12 protein-coding genes are annotated in these 14,667 nt (G+C 38.1%); 7 read left to right on the top strand and 5 right to left on the bottom strand.

Annotation, left to right across the window (positions count from 1 at the left end):
* Positions 1-4: 4 nt before the first annotated feature.
* From dxs to hisC, 5 genes are read right to left on the bottom strand one after another with little or no spacing between them, the layout of a single operon-like run.
* On the bottom strand, positions 5-1,906 hold the full coding sequence (gene dxs / locus B9T66_RS06175; protein WP_095628114.1) for a 1-deoxy-D-xylulose-5-phosphate synthase: 1,902 nt from the start codon (positions 1,904-1,906) through the stop codon (positions 5-7).
* Positions 1,903-2,712, bottom strand: coding sequence for a flagellar assembly protein FliH (gene fliH, locus B9T66_RS06180; RefSeq protein WP_257874634.1), 810 nt, complete (start codon positions 2,710-2,712; stop codon positions 1,903-1,905). The genes dxs and fliH overlap by 4 nt, the downstream gene beginning before the upstream one ends.
* Positions 2,696-3,727, bottom strand: a complete 1,032-nt coding sequence (gene fliG / locus B9T66_RS06185) for a flagellar motor switch protein FliG (RefSeq protein ID WP_095628115.1) — start codon at positions 3,725-3,727, stop codon at positions 2,696-2,698. The genes fliH and fliG overlap by 17 nt, the downstream gene beginning before the upstream one ends.
* A gap of 14 nt (positions 3,728-3,741) precedes the next feature.
* On the bottom strand, positions 3,742-5,454 hold the full coding sequence (gene fliF / locus B9T66_RS06190) for a flagellar basal-body MS-ring/collar protein FliF (RefSeq protein ID WP_095628116.1): 1,713 nt from the start codon (positions 5,452-5,454) through the stop codon (positions 3,742-3,744).
* Positions 5,455-5,474: 20 nt separating this feature from the next.
* Positions 5,475-6,566, bottom strand: a complete 1,092-nt coding sequence (hisC, locus tag B9T66_RS06195; RefSeq protein WP_095628117.1) for a histidinol-phosphate transaminase — start codon at positions 6,564-6,566, stop codon at positions 5,475-5,477.
* Between the two features lie 153 nt (positions 6,567-6,719).
* On the opposite strand from hisC, the gene B9T66_RS06200 reads away from it, so the two are divergent.
* From B9T66_RS06200 to B9T66_RS06230, 7 genes are all read left to right on the top strand, one after another.
* Positions 6,720-8,123, top strand: coding sequence for a phosphomannomutase/phosphoglucomutase (locus B9T66_RS06200; protein ID WP_095628118.1), 1,404 nt, complete (start codon positions 6,720-6,722; stop codon positions 8,121-8,123).
* Between the two features lie 19 nt (positions 8,124-8,142).
* Positions 8,143-9,228 carry a dihydroorotase gene (gene pyrC, locus B9T66_RS06205; protein ID WP_095628119.1) on the top strand — a complete coding sequence of 362 codons (1,086 nt, stop codon included), beginning with the start codon at positions 8,143-8,145 and terminating at the stop codon, positions 9,226-9,228.
* 15 nt (positions 9,229-9,243) lie between these two features.
* The gene (waaA, locus tag B9T66_RS06210; protein ID WP_257874635.1) at positions 9,244-10,458 is read left to right on the top strand and encodes a lipid IV(A) 3-deoxy-D-manno-octulosonic acid transferase; all 1,215 of its coding nucleotides are present in this window, start codon (positions 9,244-9,246) and stop codon (positions 10,456-10,458) included.
* Between the two features lie 115 nt (positions 10,459-10,573).
* A complete protein-coding gene (locus B9T66_RS06215; protein ID WP_095628120.1) occupies positions 10,574-11,458 on the top strand; it encodes a UbiA prenyltransferase family protein in 885 nt (294 codons plus the stop codon).
* A 9-nt stretch (positions 11,459-11,467) separates the two neighbouring features.
* On the top strand, positions 11,468-13,114 hold the full coding sequence (locus tag B9T66_RS06220) for a glycosyltransferase family 39 protein (RefSeq protein ID WP_095628121.1): 1,647 nt from the start codon (positions 11,468-11,470) through the stop codon (positions 13,112-13,114).
* Positions 13,115-13,117: 3 nt separating this feature from the next.
* Positions 13,118-14,314, top strand: a complete 1,197-nt coding sequence (locus B9T66_RS06225; protein WP_095628122.1) for a glycosyltransferase 87 family protein — start codon at positions 13,118-13,120, stop codon at positions 14,312-14,314.
* Positions 14,308-14,667 (top strand): GtrA family protein (locus B9T66_RS06230; protein WP_180763353.1); only part of this gene is annotated, 360 nt, incomplete at its 3' end. The genes B9T66_RS06225 and B9T66_RS06230, both read left to right, overlap by 7 nt.

Below are 14,667 nucleotides of genomic sequence, written 5' to 3' on the forward strand. Positions count from 1 at the left end.
ATCTCTAAGCTATGTGATTTAGGATAGTTTGTGCAAGTGTTTGCGCATCTAATCCTAAAGAATGTTCGACTATTTCACTTTTACCATGAGAGACAAACATATCGCGCACTTCAAAACTTGTAATTTTACTCACATGCTCTTTTGTTGGGGTTTGTATAAGGGATTCTATAATGGCACTTGCTACACCACCTAGATAATATGTATCACTAAACACAAATGCATGTTTGTGTGTGCTAAGAAGCTGTGTAAGAAGCTGCGTATCAAGTGGCTTTACAAATCGTAAATCAAGGAGCGTTGGCATAAGCCCATTGTCTTCTAAGATCTTAGCGCATTGCCACGCTCTACCAACACCATTGCCATATCCAATAAGTAAGATCTCTTTGCCGCTTTGTAGAATCTCCGCTTTTCCTAAGCTAAATTCATTTTGTGCAAATGCATTATCAGGAAGCATAAATGCATTGCGTGGGTAGCGAAATGCACTTGGAGCATGATCACAAGCAATGGCAAATTCTATAGCTTTGCAAAGGCTTGTATTATCGCGTGGTGCAAAAAGTATCATATTTGGGATAGCGCGCAAATATGCTATATCTAGTAGTCCTTGATGTGTTTCGCCATCTTCACCTACTATGCCAGCCCTATCAATCGCAAAACGCACAGGCATACTCATAATGCTCACATCATGAATGATTTGATCAAACGCGCGTTGCAAAAAAGTAGAATAGATTGCAACAAATGGAATAAAGCCCTCTTTTGCCATAGCCGCCATAGAAGTAACTGCGTGTTGTTCGGCTATAGCCACATCCCAAAAACGATTTGGATCATAGTCAATAAGCGCATCTAATCCAGTGCCAGAGGGCATAGCTGCCGTAACTCCTACGATTTTTGGATTGTCTTTGGCAGCATGCAAAAGTGTAGCGCTAAAGGTTTGTGTAGGTGTTGGGGTAGTGCTAGGGGCTTTGGTGCTTTTACCTGTCTGTATGTCAAAAGGGCTTACACCATGCCATTTTTCAAAATGCCCTTCAGCAATTTCATAACCCTTGCCCTTGGTGGTTTGTGCATGGATAATCACAGGCGTTTCTAACTCTTTGGCTTTTTGCAGAGTAGAGATAATAAGCCCTAGATTATGCCCATCGATTGGTCCTATGTAATCTAGCCCTAATTCTTCAAAGAGTAAGCCAGGCGTGATAAGTTTAAATGATTCTTCTAGTCTTTTGGCGAGATAGGAGGTAGATTCGGGCATTACCGAGAGTGCTTTTTTGATTTTGGTTCGTATGGAGCGATAGGTAGGGGACGCAAAGGCTTGTGAAAGATAGTTGCTAATCGCTCCTATAGGTTTTGCGATACTCATTTCATTGTCATTAAGGATAATAATCACAGGATACTTTCGCGCGCCAAGTTCATTTAGTGCTTCATATGCGAGACCTGCGCTAAGTGCGCCATCACCAATAAGTGCAATTGGGATACGAGAGGTATTTTGGAGGGCAAAGCTTTTGGCAGCCCCTACAGCAAGGGATATAGATGTTGAGCTATGTCCAGCTATGAAATAATCATCGCTAGATTCTGTGGGATTGCAAAATCCGCTAATTCCTCCAAATGTGCGCAAACTCTCAAACTCATCCCATCGTCCCGTGATAAGCTTGTGTGCATAGGCTTGGTGGCTTACATCAAAAATAAAAGGATTGCTTTTGCACTCAAAGGTATGATGCATTGCCACGATAAGTTCGACTGCGCCCAAAGTTGAGCTTAAATGCCCACCATTTTTGCTCACCGTGTGCAAGATTTTGGATCGGATTGCTTGTGTTAAGATTTCTAATTCATCAAGATTCATTGTGTGGATAGATTTTTGTTCTAACAAAGTTTTGGCTGTTTGCTCAACTTCCTTAGAGGGTATAGCGATTGTCTTCATAGCTCTCTCATATTTTCTAGGATAGATTGTTTCATATTTTTATAGCGTGTCATAATGCTTCCATCAAGATTGCCTTGATTACTAATGATGACGACACCACCGGGTTTTAGTGCATCATCAGAGAGAATAGTAATTTTTTGCATACCTTCTGGTTGTGTGTTTTCTAGCTGTTCTTTAAGATATAGATAATCTTGCGGATTGACTTTGAGTGTAATATCCGTAGCATCGATAATAGAGTGTAAAAGTTCTTTGGCAAGGGCAAGTGCGACTTTTTGGCTATTTTCTTCTACTTCTTTGACAATGACTTCTTTGGCGATATCCACAGCTATAGCGCTTAGTTCTTTCTCGAGGTTTTGGAGATGAGTTTGAGAATCTTTAAGTGCATTTTCTAGGGTGATGATAGAATCTACCAAGACTTTTTTTTGTGCATTAAGCTCATCTTGTATTTCTGTTTTGATTTCTTCTTTTGCTTGATTATAGCCTTCTTTGTATGCCTCATCTTTGGCGTTATTGAGTTGTTCTTGTGCTTGGCTTTGGGCTTTTTCAAACTGCAATTGTAATTTGGCTAACGAATCAGATAATTCATCGCTTTTTTGCAAAAGTCTATCCACAAGTTCTTTTTCTAACCTTGGCATTTTTGGTGGTTGCTCTATGGGCGCAGCCTCTTGCACGACTGGTGCTGGTGCCACTTCTTGTGGTGTCACATCATCATGTTGCGTGATGGATTTAAACTCATACTTACTAATCTTATGGTTATGCGCACTTTGTGTGCCAATGATATTTTCTTGATTAAACAATGACATCATCCTGTTCGCCTAATTGAATTAGACCTTGTTCAGAGAGTGTTTGCACGACTTCGACAATTTTTCGTTGAGCATTTTCTACATCGCGCACTTTAACTGCCCCAAGGAATTGCATTTCCTCGATAAATTGTTCACTTGCCCTTTGACTCATATTTGCCATAAATTTTTGTTTGAGTTCATCATTGGCTGATTTGAGTGCAAGAGTAAGATCTTTTTTGTCGGCAATTTTTAGGATTTCTCTAATGGCGTTATTATCGAGTTTGTTGATATCCTCAAATGTAAACATCATCTCTTTAATTTCTGTGGCAAGTTGTTCATCAATTTGTTCGATGTGTGCAATAGTTGCTTTGGCTGCTTTTTGTCCTAACCTGTTAAACATTTCTGCCACAGAACGCGTTCCACCCACTTCTACTTTGTAGCTTGTGAGAGATTCTAGTTTGTTTTCAAGCACTGCGGATACCCTTTTGACAACATTTGGCGAAATATCTCCAAGGTTTGCCATTCTAATAGCCACTTCAGCGCGTAAATCATCAGAAAAATACCCCAAAGTCTCTGCCGCAGAGCTTGGATCCATATGTGCAAGAATGAGGGCGATTGTTTGTGGGTGTTCATTGATGATAAAATCTGCGAGTTGTTGTGGACGCACTTTGGCAAGGTATGCAAAGTTTTTGGCAGATTGCATTGTTTTGGCAAGTTTGTCTAAAATTGCCTTGGCAGCCTCTGGTCCTAGTGCCTTGATAAGCAAATCTCTTGCATAATCCAAACCACCAGTATTGATGTATTGGTTAGATTGGAAAATAACATAAAACTCTTCTAAAATCGCTGCCCCTATACTTTTGTCGGTATTGCCAAGCTGTGCGATTTGCTTGGAAATTTCTGTAATAGAATCTATATCGAGGTGGCGAAATATATCGCTTGTGATTTCATCACCCAATTGTATGAGTAAAATTGCAATTTTTTCTGACATAGAGAGTTCATCATATTGTGCTCTTTGTCGCGGTGTGAGATTAATTGCCATATTATATCCTTACTCTATGAAGCATTATTGATTTCTATTTCATCTTTGATGAGTGTTTGAAAAAGTGAGGCGACTTCCTCAGGTTTTTCAGCAATGATACTACGCATACGCTCTAAAATAACTTCATATTTTACTTCATCTTCGTTAAATCCGCCACCAAGACCTAATTGATCTTCTACGCGTTTGCGTAGCTCACTAAAGCGATTGAGATCTTCATCATCATCATCTTCAAGTCGCAAGAGAGATTCTACCTCATCATCTTCTTCCTCTTGCACTTCAAGCATACGCTCGGCAAATGGTGTAACGATCTTTTTGTAAAAGATAAAGAGCACAATAGCCACAATAAAGTATTTGATAAGAGGTAAGAATGGACCTAAGTATTTTTCGACATTTTCTGAGAAGCTTTCCCAAGAATCTTTGGGTCGATAATTGGCTGTAGCGGCATTTAGTTCAAAGTTTGAAACCTTAACAAAATCCCCTCTATCCTCATTAAAAGATATAACACCTTTAACAATATCCTCTATTTCTTTTAAATCACGCTCACTTCGTGGCACATATTCTAAACGCCTGTTTCCATCTTCATCAGTTACTTCGCGATATGTCCCATCGATGACTACACCCGTGCTTATGCGTTTAAGTGTCCCAATGGGTCCCTTGATTTCACTCACTGTTCGATCTACCACATAGTTTGTGGCTTCATCGGTTTTGTGTTTTTCATTCAAGATATTGTTGTCATCAAGTCCTTGGACAGGTCCTATATTGCTTACTACACCGGGGACGCCACCTATTGGAGCTTCACGAATGCCTTTTTCGTGCTCTTCGATATTTCGTTGTGCGGCAACAACATTGTTGCCAAAAAGTTCTTGTGTTTGCTTGACTTGACTAAAATCAAATTCCATACTTACTTGTGCACGGACTCTACTTTCATCACCCACAATAGCCTTAAGGGCTTCGATGATTTTGTGTTCGTAATTTTTTTCAATATTCATTTGATATTTGCGTTGTTGTTCGGCAAGTTTTATCATGCCCGATGGTTCGCTAAATTCATTGAGTTCGCCGAGTAAATCCCCATCTTGATTGATGATTTTTACTCTATCTGGTGTGAGGTTAGTTACCGCGGCAGCCACGAGATTTTTGATACCAATGGTTTGTGCTTGGGTGAGATCCATACCCTGTCTTAGCTGAATTTTAACCGATGCGGTGGGTGGAATATTTTGTTTGCTAAATACGGACTTTTCCGCTGGGGCAATAAGGACACTCGCGCTTTCAATAGCCGTAATACTTTCGATAGTTTTTGTGAGTTCGCCCTCTACAGCAAGTTGGTATTTTGTTTGTTCCCTAAAGTCTGTATCACCAAGATTCTGATTTTCGATAAAGTCACTAAATCCTATTTTTTTCCCTTGTTTTGGGATTCCTAAAGAAGCGAGGTTAATGCGTTGCTCATAGACTTTGTCGCTAGGGATAAGGATTGTATTATCCGTGGGGATTTTATATGGAATCTTATTTTGTTGGAGGTTTTGTAAAATAAGCGCACTATCTGCAGGATCCACACCATTAAATAGCACAGAGTAGCCCTCATATTCATTTTTTGGATCTACCCTAAAAAGCACGAGATAGGTCACAAATGATATGAGAATGACAATCGTAGCAAGAATAATAATGCGTTGCTTTTTGTTAATGCGCCCAAGTATTTTTGAAACTTGTTCTAAAATTAACTGCAGATTCAAACGATTCTCCTAATTTTTTGTCACTGCTCTAAGTATTGTTGTATAAATGTAAGCACACGCGTATTTTGTTCTTTTGTGCCAATTGTGATTCTAAAAGCATTAAGTCCATAACTAGCTAGATCGCGCACGATAATTCCACGCTCCAAAAGCCATTGGCAACATTTGCTACTTTGAATCTTGTCGCTGTGATAGGTAATAAAATTCGTATATGATGGGATATATTCAATGGCGTGATCTTTTGCAAATTTTTCATAGCGCGCCATTTCCTCGAAATTTTTCTGTATGCAAGAGTGGATAAACTCTTGATCTTTAAGGGCTTGGATTGCTGCTTGCAAACTTAGTGTTGTGATATTAAATGGTGGTCGCACTTTGTGCAATGCAGTAATAATGTCTTTTTGTGCTATGCCATATCCTACACGCATACCACCCAATCCATAGGCTTTGGAAAAAGTCCCTAGATAAATGACATTTGGGTATGTGGTAATAAAATGCGATGGGCTAATGCTTCTAGCGCTATCTTTGTAGACGGCATATTCTTGATACGCTCCGTCGATGACTACAAGTGTATCAGGACTAATTTGTGCGAGAAAATCCTCTATTTGCTTAGATTCTAGACATTCTCCTAGCGGATTGTTGGGCACACACAAAAAGATAATATCTGGCTTATGTGTTTGGTAGGATTCTAAAAATTGTGCAAGATTGTGAGCATTATCGGGTGTTTTGATGACTTCTGCGCCATAAAGCTTGGCATAGATTCCATACATTGCAAAAGTTACTCCCGCATGTAAGATTTTTAATCCCTCTTTGTGCAGTGCGTGGATACAAAATTCAATAATTTGATCGCTCCCAGATCCGATAACGATATTTTGAGAATCTACGCCATAATGCGCAGCCAAGCCATCTTTTAGCTCATAATACGAATCATCTGGGTAGAGACTCATAGCCTCAAGTTGTATGGATTGTAGGACTTTTGGGGAAGTGCCATATGGATTTTCATTGCTTGCAAGCTTGATAATATCTTCACGCTTTATGCCATATTCACGCACCACTAATTCTATAGGTTTTCCAGCTTCATAAGAGGTGATATGTTGCAATACGCGATTAAAGTGCATGATACATCCTTGTAACTATAAATCTAGAATTTGAGTTGTTTTAAGGTGGTTTCAAAAATTCTACGCCAAAACTTTGCAAATTGTATCGCATTTCTGCTAAAGTTTTTGTAAAATTTTTAGCAAAATTCTTTGGTGCAATAAAGGAGTGCAGTTATGAGTTCAAATGGACGAGAGAAAATATTTAGAGAATACGATATACGCGGTATTTTTGATAAAGATTTGACACAAGATGTGGTCTTTAACATCGGTAGGCTTTTGGGAGAGAGGCTTAAAAAGCTTGGAGAAAGCAGTGTGAGCATTGGTATTGATGCGCGCACACATTCGCCTATTCTTTTTGGGTGGCTAAAAAGTGGTTTTGAAAATGCCCATATTGCAGTATATGATTTGGGGCTTATTCCTACTCCTGTGGCATACTTTGCTACATATAACGCCATAAATGGTGTGCAGTGTAGAAATTCTGTGATGATTACAGGTTCGCATAATCCCCTACAATACAATGGCTTTAAAATAACCTTGCAAAATGCGCCATTTTATGGTGAGGCGATTAAAGAGCTTGGGCAAGAACTTATAGCACAGCTTGATACGCACCCATATATACCTTCTACCAAATCTTGTGAAAAGCTTCCAGCGCTAGATTCTTATATCACGTTTTTGAGTGAGCAATTTGCTCATCTAGCGCATTTTCCTTACAAGGTTGCCATTGATTGTGGTAATGGCGTGGCAGGTGTGGCGATTAAGCAAGTATTAGAGAATTTGCATATTGAGTATGAGGCGTTGTATTTTGAGCCAGATGGCACTTTCCCTAATCATCACCCAGATCCAAGCGAGGAAGAGAATTTGCACGATCTTAAAGCCATTATGGCACAAAAACAAATCCCTATTGGTATTGCCTTTGATGGCGATGCGGATAGATTGGCGCTTTTAAGCACAAATTATAGCTATAAGGGCGATGAATTAGCCATACTCTTTGCGCGTGAAATGGCAAGTCGCGGTATCAAACCTATCGTCATAGGCGAGGTAAAATGTTCAAGCATAATGTATGATGAAATCAATAAAATAGGTAAGGCAGTGATGTATAAAACTGGACACTCTAACCTCAAAGTAAAACTTAAAGAGCTCAATGCTGATCTTGCTGCTGAAATGAGCGGACATATCTTTTTTAAAGAGCGCTATTTTGGGTATGATGATGCGATTTATTCGGCATTTAGGGCATTAGAATTGTTCATACAATCCACACCACAAGAGATAGAATCTCAAATTGCGGCTTTACCAAAGATGTTTTCAACTCCAGAAGAGAAGATTCCCACCACAGAAGAGCAAAAATTTTCTCTTATCGCCAAGCTAACAACACGCCTTTCTCACCCACCAGCAGATTTTCCAAAGATTTTAGATATTATTGATATTGATGGTTTGCGCGTGGTATTTGAACATGGTTGGGGACTTTTGCGAGCAAGCAATACAACACCAGTGCTTGTGAGTCGCTTTGAGGCAGATTCACAAGAGTATGCGATGTTGTATAAACAAAAAATGCTTGAACTTCTTGCGCAATGCCAATAATAATCTGTTGGAGTGAGTGATGAGTGCATTTTTTGAACGATTTTTTGGGGATTTTTTGCAATCTAGGGAATATCAAGAGATCACACTTAGTAATCCCCTTGATATGCATTTGCATTTACGACAGGGTGCAATGCTTGAATCTGTGCTACCTTTTAGCGCTAGGGATTTTGCCCTTGGTGTGGTAATGCCAAACCTAAACCCTCCTATTATGACTACTGCTTTGGCGCTACAATATCGCGATGAGATTATGCGACTAAGTAAGGACTTAGATTTTGTGCCTTTTATGACATTGTATTTGCATGAGAATCTAGACAAAGAGGAATTGACACACGCCTACGCACAAGGCATAAGAATCCTCAAGCTCTATCCAAGGGGAGCGACTACAGGCAGTGAAAATGGTGTGCGTGAGGTTGTCAGTGAGCGGATACTTGAGATTTTGCATATTGCGCAAGATTTGGGCTTTATGTTATCTATTCATGGTGAAAGTAATGGATATTGTATGGATCGTGAATTTGAGTTTTTGGAAGTGTATGAATTCCTTGCTCGCACATTTCCGCGTTTGAAAATCATCATCGAGCATATGAGCGATAGGCGATCGCTAGAGAGTTTGGAGCGATATGAGAATCTATATGCCACAATAACCTTGCACCATATGCTATTAAGCCTTGATGATGTATTAGGGAACCTTATGCACCCAGATTTGTTTTGCAAACCCATGATAAAAACACCAAAAGATAGAGATTCGCTACTTGCATGTGCTTTAAGCGCTCACCCAAAGGTGAGTTTTGGTTCAGATTCTGCACCACATTTACAAAGCAAGAAATATTCTGCATCGGCTCCGGGTGGGATTTTTTCTGCGCCAATTGCGCTTAGTATGTTGGCAAGTGTGTTTGCATATCACGATAAATTAGAGAATCTTCAGGCGTTTGTGAGTGATAACGCATATAAAAATTATGGGCTAGATTCTGTCTTGGGCGATACGCACAAGGTCATCAAGCTTTGTGCGCAATCTTGGGAGATACCACAAAGCATAGTGTGTGAAAATAGTGCCATTTCTGTGCTTTTTGGCGGAAAACAATGCGTTTTTGGACGCATTAGCAAATAACTATCAAGGAAAAATGTGAAAAAATCGCTATATTATGCTCATTTTCCATATGTATATATGGTGCTTTGTATTATCGTGTATATTGTGTGTTTGCCACTTTTGGTAGCTAGTGTGTTGCGCAAAAAACACAAAGATTCATTACCCCAGCGGTTTTTTGGTGTGCATTTTAAGCTGCCTTTTAAACCCCAATATTGGTTTCATGCATGCTCTTTTGGAGAAGTGAAATCGCTAGAACCTATCATCACGGCTTTATTGAAAGATTCTAAGCAACCGCTTGTATTGATTACTACCATTACACACACAGGCTATGCGGAAGCAAACAAGCTTTTTAAGTCTAAATTTCCTACACAAGTGTGCGTGAAATTTTTACCATTTGAGATTTTTTTGCCACTTTGGCGCGGGAAGCTCAAACAGCTAAAAAGCCTTGTTGTCATGGAAGCAGAATTATGGAAAATGCTTTTTTTTATCGCAAAATCTAGGCGTGCTAAGACTTTTTTGCTAAATGCCAGAATCTCGGATAAATCGCACAAAAATTATGAACGCCTCAAGGGATTTTATAAGGGTATTTTTGAAAATATTGATGTGGTGCTTGCCCAAAGTCACAAAGATAAAAAACGCTTGCAAGCTATCGGTGCGCGTAATGTCAGCGTGTTTGGGAATCTAAAAATGCTTAATCTCCCAAAAGTAAGCAAGGCTTATCACAAAATCGCACCGCTTATCATACTTGGGGCTAGCACACATAAGGGCGAAGAAGAGATTATTATACGAAGTTTTTTGGACTTTAAGAGGCAGTATCCAGACGCGCAATGTATTCTTGCTCCAAGGCACCCAGAGAGATTCCAATCTGTGTGTGAAATGCTAGATAAAATAGGGCTTGCCTATGAGAGGTTAAGTGCGCTTGGCAGTGAGCTTAGGGGAGATATTATTGTGGTGGATATGCTAGGGGAGCTTGTGAATCTCTATGCTGTGAGTGATATTGTCGTGCTTGGTGGGTCATTTGTGCCAAAGGTGGGCGGACATAATCCGCTAGAACCAGCGTTTTTTCAGACAAGGCTTATTAGCGGTGTGCATATTTTTAACCAACAAGCCCTTTTTGCGTGTGTGCAAAATGTCAAGCTTATAGAATCTACACAACTTACCCAAACGCTTTTGGGGTATGAAAACTTGGCTCCAGCGCGTGTAGATTTTAGGGTGAATGCCCTTGAGGAAATTATAACGCTCATTAAATAGAGATCTGCTCTAAGGCTTGTCGCATATAAGCATTACACACAAAAACGCAGTGAGTATTAAATATAGCCTAAGAGATTTTTGGCTAGACTTCAGAAATTTTTTGAAATGGAAGTGTATGTTAAGAGATTTGGTAAAGATCGCACGTCCTCACCAATGGACAAAAAATCTTTTTATTTTTGTGCCTTTGTTTTTTGCATTCAATATTTATGGCATATGGGGGATTGACTATCATGTAGCCGTGGGTGCATTTGTAGGGTTTAGTCTCGTGTGCAGCGGGGTCTATTGTCTTAATGATATAGTTGATAGGGATTATGATAGATTGCACCCTACAAAACAAAACCGACCTATTGCAAGTGGTAGGGTAAGTGTAGTGGTAGGTTTTATATTTATGTGTATTTTAATGCTCGGGGGGGGGGCATTATTAATGAGCCTTTCTCCTCATGGGGTTTTTATTCCTATTATCTTATATGTAATTATTAATATCCTTTACTCTTTTTGGCTTAAAAATATTGCTATTATTGATGTTTTTGTGATTGCATGTGGATTTGTGTTGCGATTATGGATAGGTGCGATTTGCTTTGATATATCTCTATCACATTGGATTGTGGTTGTTACATTTCTTTTAGCACTTTTCTTGGCTTTGGCTAAGCGACGCGATGATTGCATTTTGCTTGAAAGAAGCGGACATAAAATGCGTCAAAATATAGAATCCTATAATCGTGTGTTTCTTGATGTGGCAATGAGTGTGTCAGCTTCCATTGTGATGGTGGCATATATTTTTTATAGCATCGATGAAGAAGTCATACAGAGATTTGGCACTGATAAGTTGTATTTCACTTCCATTTTTGTTCTACTTGGAATCTTTCGGTATTTGCAAATTACTTTTGTCTATAAACGTAGCTCAAGTCCATCTAAGATTCTCCTCAAAGATAGATTCTTGCAAATGAGTATTTTGGCTTGGCTTATATGTTTTGTCGGACTTGTGTATTTTAAAGCATAAAGGAGTGTTATGAGAGGGATTAATGGAGTTTTTTGGATAATCAGTGTATGTGTTTTTGGTGTTTTTGCCTATATGAATTGGCGTTATCTAGATGTGCAGTTTTTGGAATATACAATGGGGGATGAGTTTCCTCAGTTTTTGCAATTACAAAAAATGTATGAGGGAATGCTAGAATTTGACATAAAAAAAATTTTTGCCTTTGAGTTTTATAATTATGGTTTTTTGTGGTATGTGCTTAATCTCCTTGTAGTCTTGCCTTTTAAGGTGTATCCAAATTATGAAATGGCTATTTATATGCCTAGAATGCTTAACGCATTATTTGCCATCGCTTTGCTTGGGGTGATATATAAAATTGCGAAATTATATGTAAACTCAAGGATTGCACTTCTTTTTTGTATTTTTGCTATTGCTATGCCAGGTTTTTGGAGGGTTGGCTATCTTTTTAAGCCAGATCTTTTCCAGGCTCTCTTGCTTTTGTGTTGTGTATATTATCTATGCAAGGATAATTTTCGTTTTAGTAAATTTTATTATTATGGCATTATATTTTTTGGATTTGCTTTTGGTGCAGCAAAGTTTCAGGCTATTATGTTTTTGCCACTACTTTATAGTTATATGTTTTATATTTTTATTAATAATCCGAACATACACACACTTCTACATGTTGCTAAAAAGATTACAATAGCTACATTGAGTATTTTTGCACTTTGGATTCTTACAAATCCTTATCTTGTGCATCCTAGAGGTTTTTTAGCGTGGTTTAATATGTTTAAAGGGAATATGAATAGTAATGCCACTAATCATGGTTCCTATATCGATGTAAGCATCATGCAAAAGTTATCTCAGGTTGTGGATTTTTATTATTTTGAGTTTGTAGTATTTGTCTGTTTAGTATTTGTATGTATTGCGTTAGGTATTCTAGCTTTTAGGATGTTTTTTGCACGCACACATACATTTCAAAAGTATTATATATTTATTCCTGTTGCCGTTGGTTTTGGTGTTTCGATACTTTATTTGTTGCTACAAGTTAACAAAGCTTGGGAATCGTATTATTTTAGTTCAATATGTTTAGGAATTTTACTTTTTATTCCTTTTGTGCTTGTTATCAGTGAAAGATTTGAGCGAATGAAGTTAAATCTTGGGGGAGTGGCATTTAGTATGCTCATAATTTTAGAAATATTTGGTGGTTTTTGCAATCATGCTTATCAGCAGGTTTTTGAGAAATATCCTCGTGATCTTTCCGCCCTCAAGGAACGATCAGACAAGCTAGTTGCACTTTTAAAACCTTACTTTAAGGACATGCATCTACCGTTCACGCTTCTTATTGATACACCGCTTGCTTATTTGCAGTTTGGCTTAGAGCCAAAAAATATTTATAGACACTATGGTCATCTAAATCCTGAGGGCTTTGTGTATGAAGAATGGAATAAAAAACCTCATAATCTTCCTTTCGTGCCAAAGGACTTTATCATTTTACGCAAAGATTCTGCATTTTTTGACTCATCAAAAAGACCTAGTGTGATAAGTCAAAATCTTGCGCATTCTTTACAAACCTTGCAGGAATTACAAGATGGTGTGTGGCCATATGAAAAAATCATTGATACACAAGACTTTGTGGTATTCCAGAATCTTGATACAATCCATAATAACAAGGAGTAGGATATGATAATAAGTAGATTTACTGAGGCTTTAGTGAGATTTTATAATCGATATTATGTTGTTTTTTGGCTAGTTTTTGCTCTTGTTGTATTGAGAGCTTCGTATTATAGTTTACTAGCAGCATGTGAGAGTAGTCTAGATATGCAATGGTATCCTGCAGTGCAGCTATGGACTTCGGGGGGGGGGCATTTAGATGTTATTAATCCTTATGTAGCCTTTTTAGAAGGAGATAGATTTATGAGCAATGGTCCGAATTATATGCCATTTATGTATTTTTTTATGATGCCCTTTGCTTTTTTGGACTGGGAAAGTGCCAAGATAGTCTTTGGGCTTTTAAATATTATATTGTTTCTTGCTACGGTATTTTTATTGTATATAGCTGGTGTGCCGAGATTATTTTTGTGGTTTGTATCGGTTTTGGTGCTTTTTGGTTATACATATGGTAATGTTATAGGTAATGCACAAAGCGCAATTATTGTAGGGTTTGGGGTTGCGTTAGCATATTCATTTAGACATAAACCTTGGATTATGGTTATAGGATTGTCTTTAGTATGTGTAAAACATTCTTTTGCATTACCTATTTTACTTGGTTTCTTCCTTTGTGGATATTATAAAGAGGTTCTTGGTAGCGCTTTGATAGCATTTGGGTTTGTCTGTTTGTTTGGACTTAAGGTTGGTGCTTCTCCTATTGAGGTTTTACATCTACTTTCACAGGTTAATGCTCAACATTATCTGGGTGATCATGCCCTTGGTGGACCAAGTGATTTAATGAGCCTTTCTCAAAAGCTTTTTGGCACTCCATATTCGATGATTTCTTTGGTTATTGTTTTAGTGTATGTCAGTTTTGTGGTTTTGGTATGGAGATTTAAACCCGAAACTCATAAGGTAGTAGCGGCTTCTATTGTATTGTCATTACTTACTTTGCCACACTTGGGATATGATCATTATATGCTTTTTATTGCTATATGTTTAGCTTCTCTATCTTGTAAATATGAAAAAGTTGTATTATATATGGTTGTTTTAGCACTCTTTTTATGGCGTGGTGAAAAGATATTTAAACCTCTTTTTGATCGCCTCAATCCAGATGTTTCAATACATTGGGCTATGAATATGGGTGTTGTTTTTTGTGTTTGTGTCGTTGTATTGTTTGCTTTAGCCTTATATGGCTTGATTTTAGATACTAGGAAACATAAGTGTTAGTTAGATATATACTTGTGGGTTGTGTTGCTACGGCGATTTTTTATATTGTAGCAAATGTGTTTGCATTTTTTGGTGGTGGATATATTGCTACTTTTATGGGTAATCTTGTGAGTTTTGTTTTTGGATATTTTGCACAGATGAAATACGCTTTTGGCATGCAACCAAATCACGCTACAATGTTGCCAAAATATATTGTAACATTGTGTCTCATCTTTGGCTATGGGCAATTTATTACATTTTTGGGTAAAGACTTTTCATATATATATGTGAGTTTATGTATCGCATTGAGTGTGCCTTTGTTTTCTTATCCTTTGCAGAAGTTTTGGGTATTTAGAGAGGTGAATGATAGGGAT

Origin of the sequence: Helicobacter sp. TUL (assembly GCF_002287135.1) — a bacterium.
Taxonomy (GTDB): Bacteria; Campylobacterota; Campylobacteria; order Campylobacterales; family Helicobacteraceae; genus Helicobacter_F.

Bases quoted from the DNA above. Each gene is read 5' to 3' on its own strand.
- dxs (WP_095628114.1), bottom strand. From the start codon at position 1,906: ATGAAGACAATCGCTATACCCTCTAAGGAAGTTGAGCAAACAGCCAAA.
- fliH (WP_257874634.1), bottom strand. From the start codon at position 2,712: ATGATGTCATTGTTTAATCAAGAAAATATCATTGGCACACAAAGTGCG.
- fliG (WP_095628115.1), bottom strand. From the start codon at position 3,727: ATGGCAATTAATCTCACACCGCGACAAAGAGCACAATATGATGAACTC.
- hisC (WP_095628117.1), bottom strand. From the start codon at position 6,566: ATGCACTTTAATCGCGTATTGCAACATATCACCTCTTATGAAGCTGGA.
- B9T66_RS06200 (WP_095628118.1), top strand. From the start codon at position 6,720: ATGAGTTCAAATGGACGAGAGAAAATATTTAGAGAATACGATATACGC.
- pyrC (WP_095628119.1), top strand. From the start codon at position 8,143: ATGAGTGCATTTTTTGAACGATTTTTTGGGGATTTTTTGCAATCTAGG.
- B9T66_RS06215 (WP_095628120.1), top strand. From the start codon at position 10,574: ATGTTAAGAGATTTGGTAAAGATCGCACGTCCTCACCAATGGACAAAA.
- B9T66_RS06220 (WP_095628121.1), top strand. From the start codon at position 11,468: ATGAGAGGGATTAATGGAGTTTTTTGGATAATCAGTGTATGTGTTTTT.
- B9T66_RS06225 (WP_095628122.1), top strand. From the start codon at position 13,118: ATGATAATAAGTAGATTTACTGAGGCTTTAGTGAGATTTTATAATCGA.